26 protein-coding genes are annotated in these 25,810 nt (G+C 49.9%); 16 read left to right on the forward strand and 10 right to left on the reverse strand.

What is annotated here, in order from left to right:
• Positions 1-10: 10 nt before the first annotated feature.
• Positions 11-1,561 carry a diguanylate cyclase domain-containing protein gene (locus N8M53_RS15360; RefSeq protein WP_269580217.1) on the reverse strand — a complete coding sequence of 517 codons (1,551 nt, stop codon included), beginning with the start codon at positions 1,559-1,561 and terminating at the stop codon, positions 11-13.
• 144 nt (positions 1,562-1,705) lie between these two features.
• The gene (locus N8M53_RS15365; RefSeq protein WP_420066621.1) at positions 1,706-2,530 is read right to left on the reverse strand and encodes a M48 family metallopeptidase; all 825 of its coding nucleotides are present in this window, start codon (positions 2,528-2,530) and stop codon (positions 1,706-1,708) included.
• 169 nt (positions 2,531-2,699) lie between these two features.
• Between N8M53_RS15365 and N8M53_RS15370 the strand changes: the two genes are divergently transcribed.
• Together N8M53_RS15370 and N8M53_RS15375 are read left to right on the forward strand one after the other, a co-directional pair.
• Positions 2,700-3,176 carry a hotdog fold thioesterase gene (locus N8M53_RS15370; protein WP_269580219.1) on the forward strand — a complete coding sequence of 159 codons (477 nt, stop codon included), beginning with the start codon at positions 2,700-2,702 and terminating at the stop codon, positions 3,174-3,176.
• The gene (locus N8M53_RS15375) at positions 3,166-3,390 is read left to right on the forward strand and encodes a DUF3389 family protein (RefSeq protein WP_077772503.1); all 225 of its coding nucleotides are present in this window, start codon (positions 3,166-3,168) and stop codon (positions 3,388-3,390) included. Before N8M53_RS15370 ends, N8M53_RS15375 begins: the two co-directional genes overlap by 11 nt.
• Positions 3,391-3,470: 80 nt before the next feature.
• On the opposite strand, the gene N8M53_RS15380 is transcribed toward N8M53_RS15375, so the two are convergent.
• The 4 genes from N8M53_RS15380 to N8M53_RS15395 all read right to left on the reverse strand — a co-directional run bounded on the left by N8M53_RS15380 (position 3,471) and on the right by N8M53_RS15395 (position 5,917).
• On the reverse strand, positions 3,471-4,298 hold the full coding sequence (locus N8M53_RS15380) for a DUF2797 domain-containing protein (RefSeq protein WP_269580220.1): 828 nt from the start codon (positions 4,296-4,298) through the stop codon (positions 3,471-3,473).
• Between the two features lie 97 nt (positions 4,299-4,395).
• Complete coding sequence (locus tag N8M53_RS15385; RefSeq protein WP_269580221.1) at positions 4,396-4,713, reverse strand: hypothetical protein; 318 nt, start codon at positions 4,711-4,713, stop codon at positions 4,396-4,398.
• Positions 4,714-4,805: 92 nt separating this feature from the next.
• Positions 4,806-4,949, reverse strand: a complete 144-nt coding sequence (locus N8M53_RS15390; protein WP_269580222.1) for a hypothetical protein — start codon at positions 4,947-4,949, stop codon at positions 4,806-4,808.
• A gap of 116 nt (positions 4,950-5,065) precedes the next feature.
• Positions 5,066-5,917 (reverse strand): endonuclease/exonuclease/phosphatase family protein, encoded by an 852-nt coding sequence (locus tag N8M53_RS15395; RefSeq protein ID WP_269580223.1) that lies wholly within the window; start codon positions 5,915-5,917, stop codon positions 5,066-5,068.
• A 351-nt stretch (positions 5,918-6,268) separates the two neighbouring features.
• On the opposite strand from N8M53_RS15395, the gene nrdD reads away from it, so the two are divergent.
• The 3 genes from nrdD (at position 6,269) to N8M53_RS15410 (ending at position 10,181) form a co-directional block, all read left to right on the forward strand.
• Complete coding sequence (gene nrdD / locus N8M53_RS15400) at positions 6,269-8,410, forward strand: anaerobic ribonucleoside-triphosphate reductase (protein ID WP_269580224.1); 2,142 nt, start codon at positions 6,269-6,271, stop codon at positions 8,408-8,410.
• A gap of 8 nt (positions 8,411-8,418) precedes the next feature.
• Positions 8,419-8,916 carry an anaerobic ribonucleoside-triphosphate reductase-activating protein gene (gene nrdG, locus N8M53_RS15405; RefSeq protein ID WP_269580225.1) on the forward strand — a complete coding sequence of 166 codons (498 nt, stop codon included), beginning with the start codon at positions 8,419-8,421 and terminating at the stop codon, positions 8,914-8,916.
• 74 nt (positions 8,917-8,990) lie between these two features.
• On the forward strand, positions 8,991-10,181 hold the full coding sequence (locus N8M53_RS15410; RefSeq protein WP_269580226.1) for an aromatic amino acid transaminase: 1,191 nt from the start codon (positions 8,991-8,993) through the stop codon (positions 10,179-10,181).
• Between the two features lie 68 nt (positions 10,182-10,249).
• Here N8M53_RS15410 and ylqF read toward each other — a convergent pair whose 3' ends face one another.
• Together ylqF and N8M53_RS15420 are read right to left on the reverse strand one after the other, a co-directional pair.
• Positions 10,250-11,194, reverse strand: a complete 945-nt coding sequence (gene ylqF, locus N8M53_RS15415; RefSeq protein ID WP_269580543.1) for a ribosome biogenesis GTPase YlqF — start codon at positions 11,192-11,194, stop codon at positions 10,250-10,252.
• 330 nt (positions 11,195-11,524) lie between these two features.
• The gene (locus N8M53_RS15420) at positions 11,525-12,427 is read right to left on the reverse strand and encodes an NAD(P)-dependent oxidoreductase (protein ID WP_269580227.1); all 903 of its coding nucleotides are present in this window, start codon (positions 12,425-12,427) and stop codon (positions 11,525-11,527) included.
• Between the two features lie 110 nt (positions 12,428-12,537).
• On the opposite strand from N8M53_RS15420, the gene N8M53_RS15425 reads away from it, so the two are divergent.
• The gene (locus tag N8M53_RS15425) at positions 12,538-14,286 is read left to right on the forward strand and encodes a bifunctional metallophosphatase/5'-nucleotidase (protein WP_269580228.1); all 1,749 of its coding nucleotides are present in this window, start codon (positions 12,538-12,540) and stop codon (positions 14,284-14,286) included.
• Between the two features lie 229 nt (positions 14,287-14,515).
• On the opposite strand, the gene N8M53_RS15430 is transcribed toward N8M53_RS15425, so the two are convergent.
• Positions 14,516-15,448 (reverse strand): hypothetical protein, encoded by a 933-nt coding sequence (locus N8M53_RS15430; protein WP_269580229.1) that lies wholly within the window; start codon positions 15,446-15,448, stop codon positions 14,516-14,518.
• Positions 15,449-15,796: 348 nt separating this feature from the next.
• Here N8M53_RS15430 and N8M53_RS15435 point away from each other — a divergent pair, with 348 nt between their 5' ends.
• The 10 genes from N8M53_RS15435 to N8M53_RS15480 all read left to right on the forward strand — a co-directional run bounded on the left by N8M53_RS15435 (position 15,797) and on the right by N8M53_RS15480 (position 24,909).
• On the forward strand, positions 15,797-15,970 hold the full coding sequence (locus N8M53_RS15435) for a hypothetical protein (RefSeq protein WP_269580230.1): 174 nt from the start codon (positions 15,797-15,799) through the stop codon (positions 15,968-15,970).
• A 142-nt stretch (positions 15,971-16,112) separates the two neighbouring features.
• Positions 16,113-16,394 (forward strand): HlyU family transcriptional regulator, encoded by a 282-nt coding sequence (locus N8M53_RS15440; protein ID WP_269580231.1) that lies wholly within the window; start codon positions 16,113-16,115, stop codon positions 16,392-16,394.
• Between the two features lie 312 nt (positions 16,395-16,706).
• Positions 16,707-18,260, forward strand: a complete 1,554-nt coding sequence (locus tag N8M53_RS15445; RefSeq protein WP_269580232.1) for a Re/Si-specific NAD(P)(+) transhydrogenase subunit alpha — start codon at positions 16,707-16,709, stop codon at positions 18,258-18,260.
• A 9-nt stretch (positions 18,261-18,269) separates the two neighbouring features.
• Complete coding sequence (gene pntB / locus N8M53_RS15450) at positions 18,270-19,646, forward strand: Re/Si-specific NAD(P)(+) transhydrogenase subunit beta (protein WP_269580233.1); 1,377 nt, start codon at positions 18,270-18,272, stop codon at positions 19,644-19,646.
• A 144-nt stretch (positions 19,647-19,790) separates the two neighbouring features.
• Complete coding sequence (locus N8M53_RS15455; RefSeq protein WP_269580234.1) at positions 19,791-21,230, forward strand: DUF3404 domain-containing protein; 1,440 nt, start codon at positions 19,791-19,793, stop codon at positions 21,228-21,230.
• Entirely contained in the window at positions 21,202-21,867 is a 666-nt protein-coding gene (locus N8M53_RS15460) for a response regulator transcription factor (protein ID WP_269580235.1), read from the forward strand. The genes N8M53_RS15455 and N8M53_RS15460 overlap by 29 nt, the downstream gene beginning before the upstream one ends.
• Positions 21,864-22,769 carry a DUF2861 family protein gene (locus N8M53_RS15465; protein ID WP_269580236.1) on the forward strand — a complete coding sequence of 302 codons (906 nt, stop codon included), beginning with the start codon at positions 21,864-21,866 and terminating at the stop codon, positions 22,767-22,769. Before N8M53_RS15460 ends, N8M53_RS15465 begins: the two co-directional genes overlap by 4 nt.
• 123 nt (positions 22,770-22,892) lie before the next feature.
• Positions 22,893-24,023: a conjugal transfer protein TraF gene (gene traF / locus N8M53_RS15470; RefSeq protein WP_269580237.1), complete on the forward strand. Its 1,131-nt coding sequence runs from the start codon at positions 22,893-22,895 to the stop codon at positions 24,021-24,023.
• 87 nt (positions 24,024-24,110) lie between these two features.
• Positions 24,111-24,269, forward strand: a complete 159-nt coding sequence (locus N8M53_RS15475) for a YoaH family protein (RefSeq protein WP_269580238.1) — start codon at positions 24,111-24,113, stop codon at positions 24,267-24,269.
• 85 nt (positions 24,270-24,354) lie between these two features.
• Positions 24,355-24,909, forward strand: a complete 555-nt coding sequence (locus N8M53_RS15480) for an HD domain-containing protein (RefSeq protein ID WP_269580239.1) — start codon at positions 24,355-24,357, stop codon at positions 24,907-24,909.
• A gap of 57 nt (positions 24,910-24,966) precedes the next feature.
• Here N8M53_RS15480 and nadE read toward each other — a convergent pair whose 3' ends face one another.
• Positions 24,967-25,806, reverse strand: coding sequence for an ammonia-dependent NAD(+) synthetase (nadE, locus tag N8M53_RS15485; RefSeq protein ID WP_269580240.1), 840 nt, complete (start codon positions 25,804-25,806; stop codon positions 24,967-24,969).
• Positions 25,807-25,810: the final 4 nt, after the last annotated feature.

The following is a 25,810-nucleotide window of genomic DNA, read 5'->3' on the forward strand; positions in this document are numbered from 1 at the left end:
CTGCGAGTGTCTAAAGTGATTGTTTCCCGCGGTTGTTACTCGTGGTTGCATGATTGTCAGGGTCACAGACGGCATAAGTGCCGCCTTTTAGCGATTTCTTCGCATAATACATGGCGGCATCTGAGCAATTGAGCAGCTGTTCGACCGATTCTCCATGATCTGGATAGCAAGCGATGCCGATGCTGGCGGAAAGATATGCGTGTTGCTGGTCATCTATCTCAAATGGCTGATTAAGGCTCGTGATGATTTTCTCGGCGACGCGAGCCGCGTCTTCAGAGTGGCTGGTATACTCTAAGATCACCGCGAATTCATCGCCGCCTAGGCGAGCGAGGGTGTCTGAATTACGGATACTTTGACCCATCCGTTTGGTGGTATCAATGAGCACACTGTCACCCGCATCATGGCCATAGGTGTCGTTTATTTTCTTGAAGCCATCGAGGTCGATAAACAGGAGCGAAAAATGCGCGCCTTGTTGGCGTGCTTGCGCCAGCACGATATCGGCCCGTTGTTTAAAGGCGACGCGATTAAGCGCCCCTGTCAAGGTGTCGGTATGCGCCATATGCTCGAACTGCAGGTAAAGACGCTTAGTTTCATTAATATCTTGGTGTGTGCCCGCCATGCGAATCGGGTTGTGGTTGCGATCCCACTCCATAATTTTGCCTTTTGCCAAAATCCATACCCAGAACCCATCTTTATGCAGCATGCGAAACTCACATTCATAAAAAGGGTTGGTGTCGCTAAAGGCGGCATCAAGTTCTTTCGACGCGCGCGCAAAATCCTCGCTATGGCAAAGCTTTTTCCAGGTTTCAAAGGAGACGGGCATCAGCTCTTGCTTTTGATACCCCAAAATTTCTGCCCACCGCTCATTAATATTCACCTCGCCGTTGGGTACGTGCCATTCCCAAGTGCCAACATGGGTACCGCGGATTATTTCATCTAAGCGCTTACGCTCCAATTGCAGCTCATATTCGGTACGTCGTGATTTAGTGAGAATAAACCACATTGTCGCAAGCCCCGCGCCAAGCACAACGATAATTAACGATGTAATAATCAGTTGGTGGTCTTTTTGGGTGGCTATTTGCTCGGTCTGTTGCGCCACCATTTGCTCGAGCCGGTGTTGGTAATGCCACAATGACTCTTGTGTGGCACGATAATCGCTGATATCGGTGATTATTGAAAAAAGGGTTGGTTTACCGCGGTAGACAATGGGTATCGAGGATACCCTCACGGTTTTGGTCGTGCCGTCTGACAATATGTGACTAAAAACGAAATAGTTCCGACTTTCTAGTTCTGCTAGCTTACGTTCTTCAGCGATCGCATCGGGGGGCAAGGCGTTAATGTTTGCGATATTCATTTGGCTCAGCGCCTGCTGTGAATACCCATAAAACTCGCTGGCTGCTGGGTTGGCAGCTTTGATTTCCCCCGTGTCTGGGTCGAGGAGAAGCATAACCAAAGCATGCTTCTCAAACAGCTGCTCGAAAAGATCGTTTGTCTCTTGTGTCGTTGCGAATGCAGACGGCACCTGCAGTATTAAAAAAAACAAGATGAAAAACGGCTTCATCACGTGTGTCGTCACTCGTCCCCAATTAAAGCTTAAGCGTAACATATAGGTTAAGTTTTTGTGTGACGACGACGGGCTGTTCTCACGCTGAAGCGCACTGCCCTTGCTTGTATGCAGGCTTTGTGATGGCGCTCACCATGTTGGTTAAATGTTTTTTCTCTGTTTCATTGATGGCGGCCGAGAGCATGAGGATGTCAAGCGATGGGGCACGTTAGGCAGTTGGTTGACACCTGTTTGTAATGCATTAATACGCGTATCGGGCGATGGATGGGTTGAGAGCAACTCCGGCGGCGCGCCTTTGGACGCTTTTGCCATATTTTGCCACAAGGTAACGCTCGCGCTCGGGTCAAACCCTGCTTGATGCATCAATTGCAGACCAATCTTGTCGGACTCTGATTCTTGAGCGCGGTTGTAAGGAAGCAGTATCCCCACTTGGACGCCAAGCCCAAGGCCTGCGAGGGCGATATCGCCGTAGGGGTTATCAGAAAGAGTGATGCCGGTGATGGTCAACCCTAAAGCAGTGAGCTGTGAGCGGGATAAACGCTCATTACTATGATCAGCAAGGACATGTCCAATTTCGTGACCGATCACCGCAGCCAATTGATCGGGCGTTTGTGCCACATCGAGCAGTCCGGTATAAACGCCGATTTTGCCGCCGGGAAGCGCAAAGGCGTTGACTTGATCACTGTCGAATACCACCACTTCCCATTCCGAGAAGTTGGTTTGCGGTGGCACCACTTTTAAGATGGCGGCGGTGACGCATTGCACGTAGGCGTTGATGGCTTTGTCGTCACTGATAGGTTGCGACTTTTTCATCTCCTCAAACGAACGCTGTCCCAGGTTCGCCATGTCATCACCGGAAAAAAGCAATAACTGGTTTCGTCCCGTCGGTGAGTGAGAGCAAGATGCAAGCACAACCACCAAGCATAGAGATAGCATGACGGTTTTAGCAGTGCGTAGCATAGTCATTTCCTGTATCGTTTTGCGCCACAGTCGCAGTGAATATAAGCAAAGATATCAGAGTGCTAATGTACTGGCTTCTTGGCTTTACGTCTACTGGTGCGAGCAGGCAGCGTGAGGCGCGGTGTGATCGTCACGGTTTCGTGTAGCGACTTTCTTTCCATCGGGACAAGTAGCAATGGGTGAGAGTATTGTGAGTATTTGGAAAAAAGATATGTCATTAGTGGGGTTAAATGCCTCTTCAGCCAATACATTGGTCGCGCATTTGGGTATTGAATACACCGCATTTGACGATAGCAGTTTAACGGGCACCATGCCGGTAGCCCCGCATACCCATCAGCCGCTTGGCATGCTCCATGGTGGAGCGTCTGTCGTGCTTGCTGAAACACTAGGCTCCTTAGCGGCCAACATGTGCGTGCCAGAGGGAAAATACTGCGTTGGATTAGATATCAATGCGAATCACCTACGTGCAATGCGAGAAGGCACGGTGACCGGCGTGGCAAGCCCTATACATCTCGGAGCGACAACACAGGTGTGGAATATCACTATTCACGATGAGCGAGGTCGAGACGTATGTGTGAGCCGGCTTACTATGGCGGTGCTCAGCGATAAACGCGCCGATAAGTCTTTGGAGGTACGCACTAATGGTGGTTGATATCGAGCAAGGTAAGTTGATCGTGACCGCCCATGAGGTGGTGATCAAATTGCCCGCAATGAAATTGAGCATGCAGGTTCAATCAGACTCGCTACAGATTATCGCCGACGCTAATGTGCTAGTGGCCGATGCCGGTGACGTGCGTTGGTCACTACCGTTAAGTGCACAGCATATCGCGTTAATTTCAGATATAACGGGTATCCAACCTCAGTAGCCGTCTCACCAACACCGTGCAAGTGGTAACGACCACTGGCACGGTGTGTTGGATGCTTATTGATGCTGACTGATGCGCCGTTAGCTGTGCGACGCGCTGACTTCGTAGCTGGTGAACTTTCGCACGTTGATCACGCCCGTATCAAATATCAGATACTGACCTTTAATGCCTTTCAAAACCCCATTCACCTCAGGATTTTTATCAAAGTTATGTGAGCTTATCTTGGTTGGGTGTTCAGTGACAGGGTAACTAAAGCTCAGGGCATCCAGCTCGGCAGGCAAAATAGCATCGCTACCATACTGTAGGCGAATATCAGCGAGCTCTGACTCAATCGCTTGGGTCAGACGCGTTGCTTCGGCATGGAGGTCAAGCTGAGCATTATCGCCTTTTAAAAGAGCACGCCAATTGGTTTTATCCGCCACATGTTGTGCAATGGCGACTTCAACTAACCCTGATATGTGGCGAGTCTTAGCCTTAAACAAAGGAAGAGCTTGCGTGGCGCCTTGATCATGCCAACGTGTTGGCATTTGGTTGGCACGGGTAATGCCCACTTTCAATCCCGATGTGTTGGCGAGATAAACAATATGATCGGTCATGCAAAATTGCTCGCCCCACTCAGGCTCGCGACAGGTTCCCTGTGCATAGTGACAGGTTTCCGGCTTCATAATACACATATCGCAGCGCGCGAGTTTTTTCATGCATGGGTAGCAGTGACCTTGCGAATAGCTTTTCTTGGTTTTTCGCCCGCATGCATCGCAGAAAATGTTACCTGTATGGGTCAGGGTTATCTGATGTCCCAGGAGTGGATTGAGGTGCAGCTCTTCATCGCCCACTCGCAAGAAATACTGTACCTCTGCGCCTGCTTCTGTGCGCATTTTATCTAGGGTTCCAATCACGACTTTGCTCATTATGGTTTTTTAAGAGCGGTAATTGTAACAAATGGGAGGTGATGGGGTAAGGCGGACGCAAACAGGCAAGTCGCAACCTGCCTGTTGCCGAGCGGAGTTAGCCTAGACGCGCTTCTATTCTTTTTTGCGTATCCGTGGTGCGTTCACGGTATAGGGTTACCGACACGACGAGAAGATCTTTCTTGGTGTCTTCGCTGACCTGATCAATCACGAAATAATCCGCTTGTTCTTTTTGCACCCCGCGCTCGGCCAGGCGCAACACATCTTCTTGAATATCACCTTGTATCTCCACGTTGGCCGTTTCTTCAAAGTCGCCAAAATCGAGCGTGGATTTGGCGATAAGTTCAGGCGCGGCAGAGGCGTGGAATGATAAAAAAGAAAGAAAAAAGAGCGCAGTAGAAAGACGTTTTTTCATAGTGCATCAGGTATGTGGGTGAATGTACTAACAACCTACTACGATGCGAGAGTGTGGTTGTCAGCGTGATGTTAGAAACGCAACATTAATGCCTACCGTGTCGCGTCTTCGATATCTTCGCTAAATACGTCGTTGTCACTGCGTGCATCTTGGCCGTGAAGCACGCCAATATCGCCGAGATAGTCCGCTAATAAATCGTCATCCGTCGGGATCACTTGATGTTGTAAAATATCCATTTTCTCTCCTTGGGTAATCTGAAATGCCCTTATGAGATAGGAGGCTAACGACCCTTTATGTCATCACCATGACAGCTTGCTAGACTCTCGCAATCTTTTGGGTAGGTCAATTGCTTTTAGCGCTCACTGGCTTTAAACGTCGCCACTACCGGGCAGTGATCGCTAAGTCGATAATTCATCACCCTGTGATAAGCGAAATGGTGTTGATAACTATATTGCCACTGAGATGCCAGTGATTCAGACACCAAAATATGATCGACCAGACGACTATACATCACTTGATTCCATGTCTGGGTGCGCCAGTTGTAGCGTCTCGCTTTGCACCGAGCACGCACGCTTTGAGTGACATTAACAATATCTGTTGGGGCGGAGGTATTTTCAAGGAGGGTTTGGCGAAATTGTTGCCAATAGGGATCCTGTTTGTCACTGATATAGCGATTGAAGTCGCCAGCAATGAGGATGTTTTTATCACCATGTGCGATGACCCAGTCTGCTAGCGCGCCAAATTGCTTGCTCAGTTTTTTGCAACTTCGTGAGGCGTGGGTTTGTTTGAAACACCCAGATTTAAGGTGTATTGAAAGGATATGTATTGGCTCCTGATTAGGCGGCGTAACCACTACATAGGTGCCATACCGCAGCGATGGAACGCCAAAAAAATCCGGCAGCGCGATTTGACGCAGATCCTTAGGATCCTCCACTTTCCAACCTTTGCGTACGGCAATCCCGGTGAGTTGCTGGCTTTGGGCTCGTGTTTTAACGTCGGCATAGCGGTCGGAAAAATAGACAGTATAATCCTCTGCGGGAACGACACGTGCCAGCGCCTCAGGACTATCAACCTCCTGAAAAGCCAACACATCGGGGGCGAGTTGAACAAAGATCGACGAAAGCTGTTGATAATCATCTTGATCGCGAATGCCTGCCCGCTGATCGTCTTTTAAGGTCAGCCACTCAAAATTCCATGTTGCCACTGTCAGTCCATAACTAGGGGCTGAAAATACCCCGACAAGCACGAGCAGGCCTAAAACTCGACGTACGATGGTAGATACCTCATTATTACGCGTTTCTCTGTGATCCTACTGGAAATGTTGCGCATGCACTGGCGCATTGTAGCACTTTGCGGAGAGCCTTTGATTTTAACTGATAATTATCATAACGAAGATCAGTGAGATTGCGGCACAGATAGGCATTTAGTTCGCCTGGCGAAGGTTATTCGAGACTTCGATGATCTGTGTCAACACAATGTGCCCCCTAATTGCTATCTAATGCCACATCTTGTGTTTTAAGTCTATTGTATATCCTATATATGGTGTGGAGGGCATATGCCAGCGGTAATTAAACGCGATGGAACACGCGTCCCATTTGATGCAGATCGGATCGTCCAGGCGGTGACTTGTGCGCGTGAGTCGGCGCAATCGATGCGTGATGCTGAGCAATGTCAACTGAGCGACGATGAGATTCGACGGTTAGCCGATACCATTGCGACACAGTTTGCTGGCGATGCCGAAGTGGATATCGATCATATTCAATATGCCGTTGAGGATGTACTGATGGCTGGGCCGCACAAAGCGGTCGCGCGCGCCTATATTGAGTACCGTCATGATAGAGACATCGCTCGTGAGCGCCGTGGTCGCTTGAACCATGAAGTACAAGGGCTGGTAGGACAAACCAACACTGAGCTACTGCACGAAAACGCCAACAAAGACAGCAAAGTGATCCCGACGCAACGCGACTTGCTTGCGGGGATTGTGGCCAAACATTACGCCAAGCAACATATGCTGCCCAGTGCGGTGGTAAGAGCCCATGAGTCAGGTGAAATTCACTATCATGATTTGGACTATTCACCTTTCTTCCCGATGTTTAACTGCATGCTGATTGATTTGGCGGGCATGTTGCAAAAAGGCTTTAAGATGGGTAATGCGGAAATTGCGCCGCCCAAATCTATCTCAACCGCCACTGCTGTCACCGCACAAATCATCGCGCAAGTGGCCAGCCATATATACGGTGGTACCACCATTAACCGCATCGATGAAGTGCTGGCACCCTATGTGGAAGCCAGTTATCAGAAGCACTTGCTGGTCGCGCGTGAGTGGGCAATTAAGGAGCCTGAAGCATATGCCCGTGCGCGCGCCGATAAAGAGTGTTTTGATGCCTTTCAATCGTTGGAGTATGAGGTTAACACCTTACATACCGCCAATGGGCAGACTCCCTTCGTGACCTTTGGCTTGGGCCTCGGTGAATCCTGGGCGGCGCGAGCGGTGCAACGTGCTATTTTAGCCAACCGCATTGCGGGTCTGGGGGAGAATCGTAAAACAGCGGTATTCCCAAAACTCGTATTCTGTATCCGAGAGGGTTTAAACCGGCGGGCTGATGACCCTAATTACGATATCAAGCAATTGGCCCTCGAGTGTGCGTCTAAGCGTATGTACCCCGATATTCTTAACTATGACCAAGTGGTATCAGTCACCGGGTCTTTCAAAACACCAATGGGGTGTCGAAGCTTTTTAAGTGCCTATGAAGAAGACGGTGCACTGGTGCATGAAGGGCGAAACAATTTAGGGGTTGTTAGTGTAAACCTGCCGCGCCTGGCCATTGAAGCGGAAGGGGATGAAGAAGAATTCTATGCGCGCCTTGATGCGACACTAAATCTTGCTCGCCAAGCACTTGATACGCGGATTGATCGTTTTAAGGGTGTTAAAGCGCGCGTGGCACCGATTCTTTATATGGAAGGTGCATGTGGGATCCGTTTGAACCCAAATGATGATGTCAGTGAGATTTTTAAACACGGACGTGCGTCCATTTCGCTTGGTTATATTGGCCTGCACGAGACCATCAATGCGCTTTACGGTAGCGTGCCGCACATCTACGACAGCGTAGTGAAACAGAAGAAAGCCAAGGCGATTGTGGCTTATCTTCACGATGCCACTGAGCGTTGGAAAGATGAAACAGGCTATGGGTTTAGTTTGTACAGCACCCCAAGTGAAAACTTATGCAGCCGCTTTTGCCAACTCGATACGCAAGCATTTGGCGTGATTGAAGGGGTGACGGATAAAGGCTACTACACCAACAGTTTTCATCTAGATGTAGAAAAGCAGGTCACCCCTTACGATAAAATTGATTTTGAGATGGATTACCCGCGCTTGGCCAACGGCGGTTTTATTTGCTACGGGGAATACCCTAACATTCAACACAACCTAGAAGCGTTAGAGAATGTCTGGGATTACAGCTACGAGCGCGTGCCTTATTATGGGACCAACACGCCCATAGACGAGTGCTACGAGTGCGGCTTTACCGGCGAATTCAATTGCACCAGTAAAGGCTTTACCTGTCCCGCGTGTGGCAATCATGATCCGGCTCGCGTGTCGGTGACACGGCGTGTGTGCGGCTACTTAGGAAGCCCTGATACACGACCTTTTAATCCGGGTAAACAACAAGAAGTGATTCGCCGTGTGAAACACATGTAGGGGGAAGCGTGAATTATCACCAATACCTTCCCGTTGATGTGGTTAACGGGCCTGGCACACGTTGTACCTTGTTTGTGTCCGGCTGCGAGCACCAATGTCGCGGTTGTTATAACAAAGCCACTTGGCCGCTTAAAAGCGGCCATCCATTCACCGACCTCATGCAAGAACAAATTGTCCAAGATTTGCTCGACACGCGTATTCCGCGACGAGGATTATCATTAAGCGGTGGTGATCCGCTTCACCCTGCTAATCTTGACGATGTAAAAAAATTGTTACAAGAAGTGGTCGACCGCGCGCCGAGCAAAGACATTTGGCTATGGACTGGCTATACATTGGCAGAATTGTCGTCAAAACAGCGAGATGTTATTGCATATGTCGATGTACTGATTGATGGAAAATATATCCAAACTGAAGCAGACCCAAACTTGGTGTGGCGTGGAAGTGCCAACCAATGCGTACACTTTCTGTCCGAGCGTGCGCGAAAAGGGCAAGAGAATCGCCGTTAAGAGGTTGCCAATTTTCCCGCATGGGGTAGGGTATAGCGTATCTTGAGCATCCAAGCTTAAAAGGACGTAATACTATGTTAGATCTGCTCTCGCCTGCTCAGCAGGATCCGATTCTCTCCTTGTCATTGGCGTATCGTGACGATCCGCGTGAGCACAAAATGGACTTGGGCATTGGCGTTTATCGTGACAGTCACGGTCAAACGCCTATCATGCAAGCGGTTAAAGCGGCACAGCAATCCTTGGCGCACAGCCAACAAACCAAAGCCTATGTGGGGCTGGCGGGCAATGAAAATTTCAACCAAGCCATGGTTGACCTGCTGCTCAAAGGGACAGATGGCTATGATCGCTGCGCTGCGGTACAAACCCCAGGCGCGAGCGGCGCACTGCGTATGTTGGCTGATCTGATGAATCTGGCTAAGCCGGTGACCACTGTGTGGTTGACCGATCCTAGCTATGTGAATCATAAGCCGGTGATGGAAGCGGCGGGCCTGACGGTCAAGTTCTACCCGTATTTTAATCGCGACACCAAAATGGTGGATACCGATGCGATGCTTAACGCCTTGTCACAGGCCGGTGCTGACGATGTGGTCTTGCTACACGGTTGTTGTCATAACCCAACCGGGGCAGATATCAGCCTGAAAGAATGGGAAGCGATTACCGAGCTTGCTAACCGCAATGGCTTTACACCGTTTGTTGATATTGCCTACCAGGGCTTCGGTGATGGGGTAGAGGAAGATGCGCGTGGTTTACGTATTCTTGCCGATAACGTTGAAGAGATGCTCATTGCCACGTCTTGCTCAAAGAGCTTTGGTCTCTATCGTGAGCGTACAGGGGCGGCGATTGTGGTGGGTAAGTCCGCCAAAGAAGCACAAAACGCAAAAGGTCGTATCCTTCAGCTTGCGCGAAGCACCTATACCATGCCGCCTGATCATGGTGCCGCGATTGTTGAAACCATCCTCACCGACGATGTCCTCACCAAACAGTGGCGTGATGAAATTGAAGCGATGAACACTCGGATCAATACATTACGTGAAGGGTTAACAGCAGCACTGCGCGACCGTACCGGCGATGGTTATTTTGACTTTATTCAGCACCACCGTGGCATGTTCTCTGTTCTGGGGTTAACGGTTGAACAGGTGAATCAGTTGCGAGACCGACACGGCGTGTATGCTGTCGGCGATAGCCGGATTAACATTGCCGGCTTGGCAGAGCGTCACATTGATAAACTGGCCGATGCGCTGGTGGACGTGACGCGCAACGGCTAATTGTCGTCGCGCGCGACGGAACAAAAAAAGGGGCATTGCGCCCCTTTTTTTCATCCTTAATTTTCACATCACCGTTTATTTTTGAGGTAACGCTTGCGGCGGGCTTCTTTTTTAGCCGCTTTTTCTTCCTCGCGGCGGGCGTTGTCTTCTTCAACTTGTACCAGCTCGGTTTCAATCATATCCGGCTTCTCTAAGGTGAGGCCACCCAGCGCACCGGCACGTAAGTCGTGCAATAGCACTTCTGAGGCTTTATGGAGGTCGACACGACCGCCAGCACGTAGACAACCACGCTTGGCACCAATCGCTTCCATCAATTCAATGTCTGTACCGGGTAACGCATCAAGTTGATAGCGTTCTTTTAGCCGCTCGGGGTAGGCGCTCGCCAAGTATTCCACGGTATAAAAGGCGACTTCGTCATAATCCATTGCCGTGTCTTTCACGGCGCCGGTTGCCGCGAGGCGGAAGCCGCTGTGTGGGTTTTCTACCTTTGGCCACAAAATCCCGGGTGTATCGGAAAGCACCACGCCATTTTGCAGGTTGATCCGCTGTTGCTGGCGCGTCACCGCCGGCTGGTTGCCAGTTTTTGCAATCACTCGGCCGGCAAGGCTATTAATGATGGTCGACTTGCCGACGTTGGGGATCCCCATGATCATTGAGCGAATGTTTTTCCCCATGGTTTCGCGATGCGGAGCCAGAGCACGGCAGCGATCCATGATTTGATTGACTTCATGCGGATGCGAAGTAGTGATTGCCATCGCTGACACACCTTGCTCTTTTTCTAGGTGCGCCATCCACACCTCGGTCATGGCCGGATCGGCCAGATCGCGTTTATTTAGCACTTTGATCACCGGCTTTTCGCCACGCAGCGTGCGGATGAGGGGGTTTTCGCTACTAAACGGAATGCGCGCGTCGATCACTTCGATGATCACGTCGATCTTGGGGATGACTTCTTCGATCTCCTTGCGAGCTTTATGCATGTGCCCAGGAAACCACTGGATCTTGTTGTTAACCATGTTTGTACAACCTTGCTGATGCGAATGCGCCAACACGATACCAGTCAGTGGCGCGATAATGGCGCGCATCATACCACTTAATCAGAGGGATGAGAAAAGCGAGGGCAGCCTTGAATAGTTACTTATCTTTCTTTCCCGTACTCAACTTCTTATCACACCATTTCTCAATAGAAGGTGCGTATAAGGTGAACAGGCCAATGATCATGGCGATGGCGCAGATTACATAGATAGCTGTCATTGCAACCCTCCTTATTGGTTAACTTTAGTATACACCTTGTTTAGCCCTTCCTCGGCCTCAAGTGCCGAGGATTGTCGCTTTGTGGGTCAGGTTTATGAAGATGGTTTGGTATCTGTATCAAACTGCTTGATCAGGACCGAGGTGTCGCAACGACCATAGCCGCGCGCTTGTAACTTGTTGTATTGTTGATCCACCTGCTCGGTTAAGGGAAGACTCACGCCTAATTTGGTGGCTTCTTCTACACAGAAGCCCAGATCTTTACGCATCCAATCAATTGCAAAGCCAAAGTCAAAACTGTCTTCTGCCATGGTCAAAGCACGATTTTCCATTTGCCAAGAGCCTGCGGCACCATGCTTAATGGCATTGATCATCTTTTCGATATCGAGATCAGCGGATTGCGCAAAGGTGAGTGCTTCGGATAAGCCTTGTAAGACGCCGGCAATACATATTTGGTTGGCCATTTTACAGCGCTGGCCACTGCCATGCGGGCCAATATGCTGGATGGCGCTGGCATAGACGTTCATTACTGGTTCAACGTCACTGAACACAGTCGGGTTGCCACCGACCATAATGGTGAGTGCGCCTTTTTCCGCACCGGCTTGGCCGCCTGAGACGGGGGCATCGAGAAAGCTCAGGCCTTGACGCTCACATACTTGTGCCAACTCAAGGGCTAGCTCGGCAGAGGTGGTGGTGTGATCGACCAGCGTACTGCCTTTTTTCATATTGGCTAACACACCAATATCGCCATACACCACACTGCGTACGTCATCATCGTTTCCCACGCACATAAAGACGATATCAGCATCATCTACAGCTTCGGCTGGCGTCATTCCATATGTGCCTGAATAGGTGTCGCACCAAGCTTCGGCTTTGCGGGTGGTGCGGTTATAGACGCGAGTTGGGTAGCCGTGGCGCTGAAGGTGCCCCGCCATTGGAAAGCCCATCACGCCTAGGCCAATAAAGGCAACCTTAGTATCGTTGGCTTGCATGGTCATTTTGCTTCCTTGTCGTTAATTTGTGGTTAATTTATCAGAAAGTTAACCTTTGTTGTATTTGCCGATGATAAGCTTGTATCATCTTCTTTTGTGTTGTGGCACGGATTATTATGACAGCACGACAACCTTTCTCGTTAACGATTGCCCATATTAACGACACCCACTCTCATTTTGAGTCCACGCCTGTCTCACTGAACCTGGACGACAAGGCGACACCGGTTTATGCCAATAGCGGCGGGTTCGCACGCATTGCATCTGCGGTATCACATTTTCGTGAGCAGGCTGAGCACGATAATCACGCCTTCCTTTTCTTGCATGCTGGGGATTGCTTTCAAGGGACTCTGTATTATTCCTTATTTAAAGGTAAGGCGAATGCAGATTTGCTGAATCGACTCGGCATTGATGCGATGGCGATTGGTAATCATGAGCTAGATCAGGGCAATGGCCCGGTGGCTGATTTTCTTGATGATATTCAATTCCCGTTGCTTGCGGGTAATTGGCATGTGGCGGATGAATCAAAAGACAAGGATAATCGCGTTAGTGATAAGCCTGCTTTACTGCCATACATTGCTCCGGAGGAGCGTGCGAGTACACTCATCAAAACCTATGCCGGGCACAAAGTGGGCATCTTTAGTTTGGCGGTCGAGCAAATGGCCGCATTGGCACACCCTGATCCCGATACCCCTTTCTTGCCGGCAACACGCATCGCCGAAAACACCGTGGCTTTTTTGCGTCAACAAGGCGTGAACACCATTATTTTGTTGAGTCATTTGGGTTATGACAAAGACAAGGAGTTAGCGGCTACGGTCAGTGGGATTGATGTGATTGTGGGCGGCCATACCCATGTGCTGCAGGGAGACTTTCAAAACCTTGGTTTGGCAAAAGAAGATCCCTATGGCTATAAAGTCAACGATACTTGGATTGTACAAGCGGGTTGCCATGCGCAAGCCATCGGTCGCTTCACGTTATCTATTGATGAAAACGGTCGGCCAGCTGCCTTTGATGGCCAAAACTACTTGTTGCTCGGTCGCAGCCTTGCGATGGATGCCTCACGGGAACAGCAATTGACCGAAGGCTCGTATCAAGCAGTGAGAACCTATCTCAATCGACAAGAAAATGTACTGATCCTGCCTAGCGATCTTAAGCTAAAACAGTATCTGCAACGCACATACCGACCCCATGTCGCGCAACTGGAAAGTGACATTGTCACACATGTGCCGCAACGACTCCGCCATGTGCGCGTGCCTGACAGCGAGGGTGGTAGCGAAGTAGCACCGCTGGTGACAGAAAGCTTTCTGTGGGCAGCGCGTGAGCAAGGCATTGAAGCCGATTTTGCTATTCATAATGCGGGTGGTGTGAGAGTCAGTTTAAACGCTGGGCCGCTCTCTGCCGCTTTAATTGCAGGCGCGTTGTTACCGTTCGCTATCGACGTGATCGCCTACCAAGTAACCGGCGCACAGATCCGTCGTGCGATTGAAGGCGCGATCAACAATGCCACAGATAATGGCATGACTGGCCTCGGGTCGGGCAGTTTTCCATATTGCGCTGATATCCGCTATCGCTACGAAGCCTGGCAGCCGATGGGCGCGCGGGTAACACAACTCGAGATAAAGCGCGGTAATCACTGGATAGCGATAGATGATGAGCGGCAATATACGGGTGTGTCGTCATCTTATACTGCCCAAGGTAAAGAAGGATACGATGCCATTCAAACCGGCCACCGCCGCTCGATTGGTTTATCCATGGCGGAGTGCTTTATTGACTATGCACGGCAGCAGCCAGTGTTAGCGCTTCCTAATGGGCCTTTAGTGTGTTACCTCCCAACGCCTGGTGAGAGGAAAACCTGTTGGGGAGAATAACTTGGCCTATCCCTTGCTTATTGATACTTAGCTTGGTATTGACGGCAGGCAATTGCCGTTTAAGTTTTTGACAAGATTGTCGATACATGTAGTGAACCTGAATTGATCGACACACTATCGAAAGGTGAGGGGTTATGGAAAAACGTGATTGGTTTGATATCGGCTTGATCAGTTTTTGGTTGGTGGCTTGGGCATCGATTGTCTACTTTGTACCGGTCATTTAACCCATTTACTGATCCGCGGATTGCGGGGGAACCTGTTTGAGCCGGGTTCCCCAACGTACTAACAACGGTTGTAAATAGATTGGCAGCTGTATGGCGCCGATTAATGGCAGAAATGCCGGCCCGAGCGCGGCACCGGCAACGGTGTACGTTAGCAGTACATTCCGGTTGACCGCTGACACCGCGGCGATCATGCTCGCTTCTCGCCCCTGATGTCGATATAGCCCATACGCAATAATGAAAAAAAGTATGCAAATTGCAACTGAAATGGCTAAAAGTTCTAACGCATAGCCAGAATCGTTTTGCCACATTGCTCCGAACGGCCCGACTAGACCCAAAGGAAAACTGAATACCAGCACAATGGTAAACTGTGCCAGTTTGCTGTGAATGCGTTTGAGTTTCTCCGGTTTGATCAGCGTGTGAAAAAGCGCGGCAAACAGCATGGGACCAAAAATGAAGATCACCAATCGCACGGCATAGCTTTGCAGGTTCAGTGAGAAGGTGTCACCGGATAGCACCGTGAGATTAATAAACAAGACCACGGGCATTAGCAACGTGGAAGCAATGGTATAGGCCATGGCGATGAGTGCATCCATCCCCAAAGAACGAATAATGGCTGGCGTTGCAAATAAAGATCCAGTGGCGCAAATGCCACTGATCGCAAGCAACAAAGGGGCTGATGCGCCGAGTAGCCACGCAAGAGCACACGTGAGTACGGTGAGTAGCACTGAGTGAACCAATGCGTACACCCAGACTTGCCACCGGGCTAATGCTTTCACTAATAGGCCTTGATTGATGCCAAGCAGAGTAAACAGCATCAAGGCGAATAGCACATAAGGTAAAAACGGAAATAAGGCTAACGAGACGCTCGGAAAGGCAAAGCCAATCAATGCGGCAATAAACAGACACAACGCAGAATGTCGGGCGAGAAACGCAAGCATGGTCAACACCTTGGTCACATGTGTAACCACGATGTTATCAGGTTTACACAACTAATCGAGTGAAAACTTGTCTTTTTCAATGATTAATACACCACGAAAGTACAAATAATCAGGCAGTATGCGGGAGAGCGCGGTGATTTCAAACAGACAAATTGAGATCATTGATGGTTTATATGTCAGGTAAGTGATTCGCTTATTTTACCGGTGCTTAACATTATCTAAGCATAACGACACGCCAGGCTATGGATTAGAAAAACTAATCCATTGATTTAATTTTCATCAGTTTAAATCTCGGAGAAGCGTCTTATAATCTGCCTCGAGTGATTAAGACAACAAAGCGAGGATCTTATGACGACTGCAACGGTTAATATGCTCCGTTCTCGTCGATCTTACGCGGTGACAATCAAAGGACTGATCGCTCATGCCATGGATGTGTTGTTCACTAGCAGCACGCACGCTCCCGCTTATGATGCCAGTCGTTTACCGGCACATTTGCAGCGTGATATTGGTATAAACCGATAAGACGACTTAAAACGGATAGAACACGAAACGCCACATCACCGAGATGTGGCGTTTTTTTTGTGGTTTAATCGTCCCCGAGCGTTTACTCAAAATGAGTGGTTCACCAAGCCGACGAATGCGATCAAATTGAGGAGTACAAAAGATGGGATGGTTCTCTGCACTGTTTTCCAAGGGAAGCGACAAACAATCACAGGCGTCAATCACCCCGACAGAATACCAAGGCTATTTAATTTACCCTGAATCGACCGCCGAAAACGGTCAATATCGTGTCAGTGGCCGTATTTGCAAACCGCTGGATGATAAGATGCTCACCCATACGTTTATTCGATCAGATTTGCTGGGAAGTCAGGAAGATGCCAACAGCTTGATGGTCACAAAAGCAAAAATGATGATTGATCAAAACGGTGATCGACTATTTGATTGAGGGACGTCAACGAATCGCGCGATAGCAAAAATAATGCATAAATATGAGCAATTAATTCGGATAAAGTGTAGCCCAGATCACATTTATGCCCCAATGGCGTTCCCCGCCCTGTGGTGATTAAGGAATAAACTCGTTAAGTTAACACTGTTGCGTTGCTAAGCACGAAACACTGACAACAGACCGCAACAGTGTGATAAGCGAATAAAACCGCTTGGAATGCTTATTTTTGTCAGTGAACCTATTCCAGGCCGCGGTTTTAGCGCCTGTGATAACCAAAAAAATTTCTTATAAGCCAACATTCAGGGAATAGCTATGCAGATTGGTGTTCCAAAAGAGAGGCTCGTTAATGAAACGAGGGTAGCTGCGACACCCAAGTCGGTTGAGCAGCTTATCAAACTCGGTTTTGACGTCGTAGTAGAGAAGGGAGCAGGCGAAAAAGCAAGCTTTGAAGACACTGCGTACGAACAAGCTGGGGCGAGCATTGTTGATACAGACGCTGCCTGGCAGTCTGACATCATCTTTAAAGTTAATGCACCAGGCGTGATTGAAGAGACTGGCCAAGATGAAGTGGCATTGCTGCAAGCAGGCACCACCTTGGTGAGCTTTATTTGGCCCGCTCAAAACGAAGAATTACTCGAACGCTTGTCAGCGCAGAACGTGAATGTGATGGCCATGGATGCGGTTCCACGTATTTCGCGTGCGCAGTCACTGGATGCGTTAAGTTCGATGGCTAACATCGCCGGTTATCGTGCAGTCGTTGAAGCGGCGCATGAGTTTGGCCGCTTCTTTACCGGACAAATCACGGCGGCGGGTAAAGTACCGCCTGCGAAAGTCTTTGTTGCGGGTGCTGGCGTTGCCGGGCTGGCCGCAATTGGCGCAGCGGGTAGCTTGGGTGCGATTGTCCGTGCTTTTGATGTTCGTCCTGAAGTGAAAGAACAAGTCGAGAGCATGGGGGCGGAGTTTTTAGAAGTCGACTTTAAACAAGACAACTCAGGCAGTGGCGATGGATATGCCAAAGAAATGTCTGACGAGTTTAATCAGGCGGCGGAAAAACTGTATGCGCAGCAAGCGGAAGATGTCGACATTATTGTGACAACCGCATTGATTCCCGGTAAACCCGCTCCAACGCTGATCACCAAAGAGATGGTTGACAACATGAAGCCGGGCAGCGTGATCGTCGATCTCGCAGCAGCCAATGGTGGCAACTGTGAGTACACTGAAAAAGATCAAGTAATCACCACGCCCAACGGGGTAAAAGTGATCGGCTATACCGATATGGTGGGCCGTTTGCCAACTCAATCGTCACAGCTTTATGCGACTAACTTAGTCAATCTCACCAAGCTGCTTTGCAAAGAAAAAGACGGCAACATCCAGATTGATTTTGACGATGTGGTCGTGCGCGGCGTTACCGTGATCAAAGAGGGCGAGGTCACCTGGCCGGCGCCACCGATTCAAGTCTCCGCGCAACCGAAAGCAGAGCCTAAAGCGGAACCTGCTCCTAAGCCGGCACCTAAAAAAACCTCCCGTGCGACCAAGTATGGCCTGATGGCCGTCGCCGCAGGGGCGTTCGGGTGGATTGCCAATTATGCCCCCAGTGAATTTCTCTCTCACTTTACCGTTTTCGTACTGGCCTGTGTGGTGGGCTACTACGTGGTATGGAATGTTACTCACGCGCTGCATACCCCGCTGATGTCCGTGACCAATGCGATCTCTGGCATCATCATCGTTGGGGCGTTATTGCAAGTAGGGCAAGGCATTGGCTTTGTCACCTTCCTTGCTTTCATTGCCGTGTTGATCGCCAGCATTAACATATTTGGCGGCTTTACTGTTACAAAGCGCATGCTTGAAATGTTCCGTAAAGGGTAAGGAGAAAGAATGTCTGAAGGATTGGTACAAGCTGCGTATATTGTCGCTGCGCTTTGTTTTATTCTCAGTTTGGCTGGGCTATCAAAGCAAGAGTCAGCGCGCGCAGGTAACTATTACGGGATTACCGGGATGGCGATCGCACTGGTTGCGACCATCTGGGGGCCGGAAGTACAAGGTGTGGGCTGGATTATTCTGGCCATGGTCATTGGTGGCGCGATCGGTATTTATTACGCCAAGCGCGTAGAAATGACAGAAATGCCGGAGCTGGTGGCGATGCTACACAGTTTCGTGGGCCTGGCTGCGGTACTGGTGGGCTTTAATACCTACATCGATCACCCGCCGCTGACTGGCGCGATGCTTAATATCCACTTGGTCGAGATTTTCCTCGGTGTCTTTATCGGTGCAATCACTTTCACCGGCTCGATTGTCGCCTTTGGTAAGTTACGTGGCGTGATTTCGTCCAAGGCACTGATGTTGCCACATCGCCACAAGCTTAACTTGGCCGCCGTGGTTGTGTCGTTCCTGTTGCTAATCAGCTTTGTCAACGCAGAAGGCTCAACAGCGGCACTGCTGATTGTGACCGTCATTGCGTTAGCGTTTGGTTATCACTTGGTGGCCTCTATCGGTGGCGCAGATATGCCCGTTGTGGTGTCGATGCTCAACTCCTACTCGGGATGGGCGGCTGCGGCTGCTGGCTTTATGCTAGCGAACGATCTGTTGATTGTGACAGGCGCGTTAGTGGGCTCATCGGGGGCGATTCTGTCTTACATCATGTGTAAAGCGATGAACCGCTCTTTCATTAGTGTGATCGCTGGTGGCTTTGGCTCTGATGGCTCTGCGTCTTCTGGTGATGACGAAGTCGGTGAGTATCGAGAAAGCACAGCCGAAGAAGTCGCTGAAATGCTGAAAGAGTCAAACAGTGTGGTCATCGCCCCAGGTTATGGCATGGCGGTCGCACAAGCCCAATACCCTGTTTTCGAGGTGACAGAAAAACTCCGCAGTATGGGTATTGAGGTGCGCTTTGCGATTCACCCTGTTGCGGGTCGTTTACCAGGCCACATGAACGTATTGTTGGCTGAGGCCAAAGTGCCTTACGACATTGTACTGGAGATGGATGAAATCAATGATGATTTCCCTGACACAGATACAGTTTTGGTCATTGGTGCCAACGATACGGTAAACCCTGCGGCGACGGACGACCCATCGAGCCCCATTGCTGGCATGCCGGTCCTTGAGGTTTGGAACGCCAAGAATGTTGTGGTGTTTAAGCGCTCAATGAACACAGGTTATGCCGGGGTGCAAAACCCACTGTTCTTCAAAGACAATAGCAGTATGCTATTTGGGGACGCGAAACAGAGCGTTGAAGCGATCTTTAAAGCGTTATAATGACACTTACTGATTGGTGGCGTTGCCGAAAAGAGCCAGTTCCGACTGGCTCTTTTTTTGTTTGGTGTGTCTTGACTAAGCAAGCGATGATGGAACTTACACGGTACTGACATTTTGATAAAAATTGATGATAAGCTTGCGATCATGCGAATTCTGCTGCTACTCATTCTCACATTGACTGGCTGGCCAACGTTGGCCGCGAGCACGTTCTCGGAACAGATGACTGCCTTTCGTGCGCAGTTATTGCTTGCCGATCCCGTTGCACGCTATAACCTGATTGGTATTAACCGCGCTTTCCCCCGTGTGCTGCTTAGCCCCGATAGCTTATTGCCGCAGAGCGCTAATTATCCCTTAAAAGATATTCGCCGCCTTTATCAAGCTGCACAAAAATGCCAGGGGCCGTGGCCCGTTAATCCGCAGGTGACAGAGCCATTAGTGTTCACGCGAGCCATGTGTAATAACACCCAGCTTCCCGTGGCATGGTTCTCGCGGTCTGGCTTTATTCACCCCGGAGGGGGGAGTTATGCGGCAAAATATGCAGAGCAGTTTCCTGAGCGGCGTAGCGAATTAATGCGCTTCTTTCATATTCAAGAGCGGCCTCAAGCAGAACCAGACAGCTTGTTGGGACGATTACAGCGTATGGAGTCAAATGCCGTTGATGCCTTAAACAGCGGCGCTAAATCGTTAATCAGTCAGGATGAGATGTGGGTGCGTGTTGGCAGTTATTATCACTTATACCAAGCCTCGCAATGGCAGCCATTACTGGCCGAGTTTGATTTAAGGATCACCCCTCGTGGGGAGCAAGATTTCTGTTTGGCGCGAGTGGGCAACATTTGTTGGAATGAGGAAAAAGCACCCAGTTATTGGCCCTACTTGGTCGGAGCATTAATCGTTATCAATCTCGTGGCACTGGGCGGTTGGGCGTTTAACCGTTGGACGGTGCAGCGCCGGTTGATGCAAGAGCGTATGCTGGTGTTGCAGATCCTCACTCATGAGCTGCGCACGCCGATTGCTAGCTTATCCATGACAGTGGAGGGCTTTCGGCGCAAATTTGATAGTTTACCCGATGATTTTTATGAGGAGTTCCGCCGGCTTTGCGAGGATTCGCGACGCCTAAAACAATTGGCAGAGGCAAGTAAAGACTATTTACAATCCAACCAGAAGCCTCTCAGTAAAGAGACGATTCCTTCTGTTGAAGAGTGGTTGGGTTATATTTGCGACGAGCACCAGGTTACATTACATGTAAGCCAAGATGGTGCCGTGCGAGCAAATGTTTATTGGTTAACAACATCGTTGAACAATTTGATTGCAAATGCGGTCAAATATGGCGTTGCACCCGTTGATGTTCATGCGCACGTGTCAGAAGATCGTTTTACGATCGCGATACGCGATCAAGGGGAGCTTACGGCCAAGGACTGGAAACATATACGTAAACCTTTTGTCAGCCAAAGTGGTCTTGGACTGGGGCTGACGATTGTAGAATCCATGATTGAGCGAATGGGGGGGAAGTTAATTTTATCTGGCCCACCCACCACATTTACTTTGGAGATTCATTGTGACGCAAGCGACGTTACTTCTGGTTGAAGATGATGCCAACCTGGCGGACGGGTTACTGGCAAGCTTGGAGCAAGCAGGCTACCGCTGCTTATATGCAGAAAATGCGACAAAGGTGGCCGAATTATGGCGCGATGCCGATTTAGTGATCCTTGATCGCCAATTGCCAGAAGGAGACTCAATTGAGTGGCTAGCGGATTGGAATAAGCTTAAAACCATTCCTGTGATTTTACTGACGGCCATGGTCTCGGTACGCGATCGTGTCGGCGGGTTGGACTCGGGGGCCACTGACTATATCACTAAACCCTTTGCAGAGGCCGAGTTACTTGCGCGCGTACGTGTGCACCTTCGCCATCCCGTGGGCGAGGTAGAAGCCTCGAGCGATGACATCATTATCAATGATGTGCGTATCGATACCGCGAGCCGAGCGGTATTTTGTGGCGAAGAAGAGATGACCTTGACACGAACCGAGTTCGATCTTTTACACTTTTTGGCCAAGAATGCGGGACGGGTATTTACGCGTGATGAGCTATTGGATCAGGTGTGGGGCTACAACCATTACCCCACGACTCGCACCGTCGATACCCACATATTACAGCTGCGACAAAAGCTACCCTCTGTCAATATCGAAACCTTGCGTGGCGTTGGCTACCGTATGAAAGCATGATGAAAAAGTGGGTCGTTTCTGGAACATTACTGACGGTTTTGACCACAAGTGGCGTGCATGCAGCGTGGTTTGATGGCAATGATGCATTAACCAGTGCCCATCAGCGCCTGTTAGAGGGGAAAACTGCGGCCAGTGTCGAATCAATGATTGAGGCTTGGCAACAGCCTAGCCTTTCAGCGTCGCGTCAAGATCATCTGGCTCAGTTATTGGCACTGGCGATTACTGAAGATTGTGGTCGCAGTTTGAGCCGTCAGACGTTACCAGATTGGCTGAATAACATCTCCATTCGTCGAGAAACGGTGCAGACCACCAGTCGCGTTTACTATCGCATCCAGGTGGCGGGAGAGTCGCAGCTTGGCGTTGACGCCTTTACATTGAAAAAATGGCCCGACGAAACCGTCATCAGTGACGATTTATCAGCAGAGCAACAACATCGCTGGCGTCTTGTGAAAGATGGGCTATCAGAGCCGGTTTCTGAAGGGCTGTATCAGTTAACCGCTCAGTCAGTGGCTGGGGAGACTTGGTCTAGCTGGTTATTGCTGACACTGCCTCAGCCGCGTCAAACGCTGAGCTGGAAAGATACTCGCAGTTGGCATATTGCGCCTTTTGATGATTTTAACTCAACCTGCCAACGTCCTTTTTTGACGCTTAATCTTTATCCGCAAAACCAAACTGACGGAGCACCGATTTGGTCGGCAGAAAAGCACAAACGACTCCCGACTCGTTTACCCATGCTGGATGTACCTAATGGACAGTATTGGTTCAGTGTTGCCTTGATTGAGCGTCGCTGGCAAGGCGCGTTATCGATAGAAGAAGTGCAACGCATCGGGCGTGCAATTGATTTACCGGACTTGGATCCAGACTCACTCGAGGCGATTGCACCTGAGGCTGACAATCAGTAAAGCAACGTTTAGACGTGTCGTAGTTTGATAAAGCTCACAGGTTTCAGTGAACGCTCTCCACCCATGGGTTTTAGCCTCTATCCTTGCTGTTAGTAGCGAGACAAACAATATAGAGGCCGCTCAATGACTTTTAAAACAAAAGCACTTGTTCTAGCGTTAGCCACTTGCTCTGCCAGTGCGATGGCTGCAACCAATCCAACTGATGCGCGTGGTAATGCGATGGGCGGAGTGGGGGTAGCATCGGGCGACTACCTTTCTGCTGGCTTTCATAACCCTGCTTTGGCGGCGCTCGATCCGGAGAGCGCGTTTGGTGTCCTCGTGCCTTACCTTGGCGCTGAAGTGCGTGACCCTGATGAGCTCGTTGATGGGCTTGATGATGTGGCGGATGCGTTTGATACCAATGATGCCAATCAAATTGAACAATCATTGAGAGCGGTGCAAGGCGATAAAGCGTATCTCGATGCGGGCGTCGGTGCCGCGGTCGGGATCCCGACGGGGTCTGTTTCCGCCACACTTTACACGTCAGGCTTAATTGAAGGGGCTGTGCTTCCCGATATCGACACCAGTGATTTTGGCGTAACCTCCAATCCTAATTCAAATGCGACGATCATTGCTGCCGGTATCGGTGAGTTAGGGGTCGCGTTAGCCACGAACCTCGAGCTTGCTGGACAACGTGTAGCGGTGGGTGTGACGCCGAAACTGCAAAGGGTTACCACCTATAATTATGGCGTTGCGGTCGATGATTACGACACAGATGACTGGGACGATAGTCGCTATCGTGAAGAAGAGAATACCTTTAACCTTGATCTTGGGGCGGTATGGCAATCCGGCCCTTATCGCGTGGGGCTGGCAGGAAAAAACCTGATTAGCCAAGACGTCGATACAGTCACTAGCGCCAGAACAGGCCACAGCTTCACCTATGAACTTGAGCCGCAAATTACCCTGGGTTCGGCGTTTGTGTCTGACTTTGTCACCCTGGCGGCAGATTTGGATTTGAACAAGAAGAAAGGCTTTAAAGGTACCTTGGATGTGGACGATGACACCCAGTTTTTCCGAATTGGGGCAGAGTTTGATGCCTTTGGCCATGCTCAGCTGCGCACCGGTTATCGCGCGGACCTTGAAGATAACGTCGATAATGCGTTTACGCTCGGTTTAGGGTTGTCTCCCTTTGGTGTGGCCAACTTCGATATTGCTGCCAGTATTATTGATAGCAACAGCTATGGTGGTTCGGCACAATTGGCATTTACATTCTAGCCTGTTATTGATGATGACAAATGATGAGGCAGGTCCTAAAATGGCCTGCCTTTTTTCTACACGATTTATCACCGAGAGAGCAGTCCTATGTTTGATGGCGTTACACTCAACCATGAACAACAACAAGAAGCGGCAGAGCGTATCCATGCGCTGATGGCGGAAGGGATGAGCAGTGGCGAGGCCATCATGCACGTTGCCAACGAAATCAGGACACAAGCAGCTCAGGCATCTTCGTCTGAAGAGTGAGACAAGCTGCAAACAAATCGCCTTTTTATTTACAATTCCTCCGATCCCTGATTTATTTAAAGGAGAGCGGTAAGAGGAATGTCTGATGAGCAATCGGCTTGAAAAGGCACGCGAGTGGGCGAGAGTAAGGCATGCCCTTCAGCGCTATGGCGCGCAGCCTTATCGTTGTCACCTCGATCATGTTGAGCGAATTGCTGCCCCCTTTGGCGAACAGGCGTGTATTGTGGCGCAATTGCATGACATTTTGGAAGACACGGCAACACGTGTTGATGAAATCTCAGCACTGTTTGGCCCAACCGTCGCCAGAGCGGTGATGTTGGTCACTGACCCGCGGCGGCCTAGCCGTGAAGAGAGAAAGCGAGCACTGAACCAACGTTTGATCGCGCTAGATCCAAGTGATGAAGCCGCTTGGTTAGCGTTAGTGGTGAAAACCTGTGACCGTTTAGCTAATGTGATTGCCAGCAGTGAGCACAGCCTACCACGCTTTCAACAATACCAGCGCGAGCATGGTGGCTTCCGGATTGCCGTTTATCGACCGGGACTGTGTGACCATTTATGGCGTGAGCTTGATGGCTTGATTGATGCCGGCCAACAGGCAGACCGGCATCCCGATCATCAGCTCCACGCATCTATCTCATGATGCAGAGATAGATACATGGTCATAGCGATAGGCTTTCCGCTCTTTGCCCCTAATCTATCAGTTATCAAGGTCGTAAATTGTCGGAATCGGTTGACGCTTGTGCTGTGTTGCTTGATAAACCCGAATAATCTTCTCTTTGACCGCGTCTTCAACCGGCTTACCTTCAAGAAAATCATCGATTTGATCATAGGTCAGTTGTAGGGCTTCTTCATCGGCTTTTTGCGGTGACAAATCCTCCAGATCGGCCGTTGGTGTTTTGTTCACCAACACCTCAGGAGCCCCCAATGTGGCAGCAAGTTGACGCACTTGGCGCTTGCTTAAGCCAAACAGTGGAGCCAAGTCACATGCGCCATCGCCGAATTTGGTATAAAAACCCGTGATGTTTTCCGCGGAGTGATCGGTGCCGATCACTAGTCCTTGGGTTAACCCAGCAATCTCATATTGGGCGACCATTCTTGCACGTGCTTTGACGTTACCTTTAGCAAAGTCAATACGACTGTCGCTATCGGGTAAAAGGCCCACAGTAGACACGGCGTCTAATACCGATTGATGGGTACCATCAACACCCGGCTTGACGTTGACGGTGACGGTTTTACTTGGCTTGATAAAAGACAATGCTAACTGTGCTTCGTCTTCATCTTTTTGTTCCCCGTAAGGAAGCCTAACCGCGATAAACTGATAATGCTCGCGATTGGCTTCGTGGTTGAGCTCTTCAACCGCTAGCTGGGCGATACGTCCACACGTTGAAGAATCAACCCCACCACTAATACCCAGCACCAGGCTGCGCGTGCCTGAACGTTGCAACATGGTTTTGATAAAGGCGATACGACGTCGGATCTCCGTTTCCGGATCGATATTGGGTTGGACGCGCATTTCTTCGCGGATCTGGTGTTCCATTCTA

The organism is Salinivibrio kushneri (assembly GCF_027286325.1).
In the GTDB taxonomy this organism is placed as follows: Bacteria; Pseudomonadota; Gammaproteobacteria; order Enterobacterales; family Vibrionaceae; genus Salinivibrio; species Salinivibrio kushneri_A.

What these genes read in the sequence shown, in the direction of transcription:
- N8M53_RS15360 (WP_269580217.1), bottom strand. Translation starts at nt 1,561, where the DNA reads ATGAAGCCGTTTTTCATCTTGTTTTTTTTAATACTGCAGGTGCCGTCT.
- N8M53_RS15365 (WP_420066621.1), bottom strand. Translation starts at nt 2,530, where the DNA reads ATGACTATGCTACGCACTGCTAAAACCGTCATGCTATCTCTATGCTTG.
- N8M53_RS15370 (WP_269580219.1), top strand. Translation starts at nt 2,700, where the DNA reads ATGGGTGAGAGTATTGTGAGTATTTGGAAAAAAGATATGTCATTAGTG.
- N8M53_RS15375 (WP_077772503.1), top strand. Translation starts at nt 3,166, where the DNA reads ATGGTGGTTGATATCGAGCAAGGTAAGTTGATCGTGACCGCCCATGAG.
- N8M53_RS15380 (WP_269580220.1), bottom strand. Translation starts at nt 4,298, where the DNA reads ATGAGCAAAGTCGTGATTGGAACCCTAGATAAAATGCGCACAGAAGCA.
- N8M53_RS15385 (WP_269580221.1), bottom strand. Translation starts at nt 4,713, where the DNA reads ATGAAAAAACGTCTTTCTACTGCGCTCTTTTTTCTTTCTTTTTTATCA.
- N8M53_RS15390 (WP_269580222.1), bottom strand. Translation starts at nt 4,949, where the DNA reads ATGGATATTTTACAACATCAAGTGATCCCGACGGATGACGATTTATTA.
- nrdD (WP_269580224.1), top strand. Translation starts at nt 6,269, where the DNA reads ATGCCAGCGGTAATTAAACGCGATGGAACACGCGTCCCATTTGATGCA.
- N8M53_RS15410 (WP_269580226.1), top strand. Translation starts at nt 8,991, where the DNA reads ATGTTAGATCTGCTCTCGCCTGCTCAGCAGGATCCGATTCTCTCCTTG.
- ylqF (WP_269580543.1), bottom strand. Translation starts at nt 11,194, where the DNA reads ATGGTTAACAACAAGATCCAGTGGTTTCCTGGGCACATGCATAAAGCT.
- N8M53_RS15420 (WP_269580227.1), bottom strand. Translation starts at nt 12,427, where the DNA reads ATGACCATGCAAGCCAACGATACTAAGGTTGCCTTTATTGGCCTAGGC.
- N8M53_RS15425 (WP_269580228.1), top strand. Translation starts at nt 12,538, where the DNA reads ATGACAGCACGACAACCTTTCTCGTTAACGATTGCCCATATTAACGAC.
- N8M53_RS15430 (WP_269580229.1), bottom strand. Translation starts at nt 15,448, where the DNA reads ATGCTTGCGTTTCTCGCCCGACATTCTGCGTTGTGTCTGTTTATTGCC.
- N8M53_RS15435 (WP_269580230.1), top strand. Translation starts at nt 15,797, where the DNA reads ATGACGACTGCAACGGTTAATATGCTCCGTTCTCGTCGATCTTACGCG.
- N8M53_RS15440 (WP_269580231.1), top strand. Translation starts at nt 16,113, where the DNA reads ATGGGATGGTTCTCTGCACTGTTTTCCAAGGGAAGCGACAAACAATCA.
- N8M53_RS15445 (WP_269580232.1), top strand. Translation starts at nt 16,707, where the DNA reads ATGCAGATTGGTGTTCCAAAAGAGAGGCTCGTTAATGAAACGAGGGTA.
- pntB (WP_269580233.1), top strand. Translation starts at nt 18,270, where the DNA reads ATGTCTGAAGGATTGGTACAAGCTGCGTATATTGTCGCTGCGCTTTGT.
- N8M53_RS15455 (WP_269580234.1), top strand. Translation starts at nt 19,791, where the DNA reads ATGCGAATTCTGCTGCTACTCATTCTCACATTGACTGGCTGGCCAACG.
- N8M53_RS15465 (WP_269580236.1), top strand. Translation starts at nt 21,864, where the DNA reads ATGATGAAAAAGTGGGTCGTTTCTGGAACATTACTGACGGTTTTGACC.
- traF (WP_269580237.1), top strand. Translation starts at nt 22,893, where the DNA reads ATGACTTTTAAAACAAAAGCACTTGTTCTAGCGTTAGCCACTTGCTCT.
- N8M53_RS15475 (WP_269580238.1), top strand. Translation starts at nt 24,111, where the DNA reads ATGTTTGATGGCGTTACACTCAACCATGAACAACAACAAGAAGCGGCA.
- N8M53_RS15480 (WP_269580239.1), top strand. Translation starts at nt 24,355, where the DNA reads ATGAGCAATCGGCTTGAAAAGGCACGCGAGTGGGCGAGAGTAAGGCAT.
- nadE (WP_269580240.1), bottom strand. Translation starts at nt 25,806, where the DNA reads ATGGAACACCAGATCCGCGAAGAAATGCGCGTCCAACCCAATATCGAT.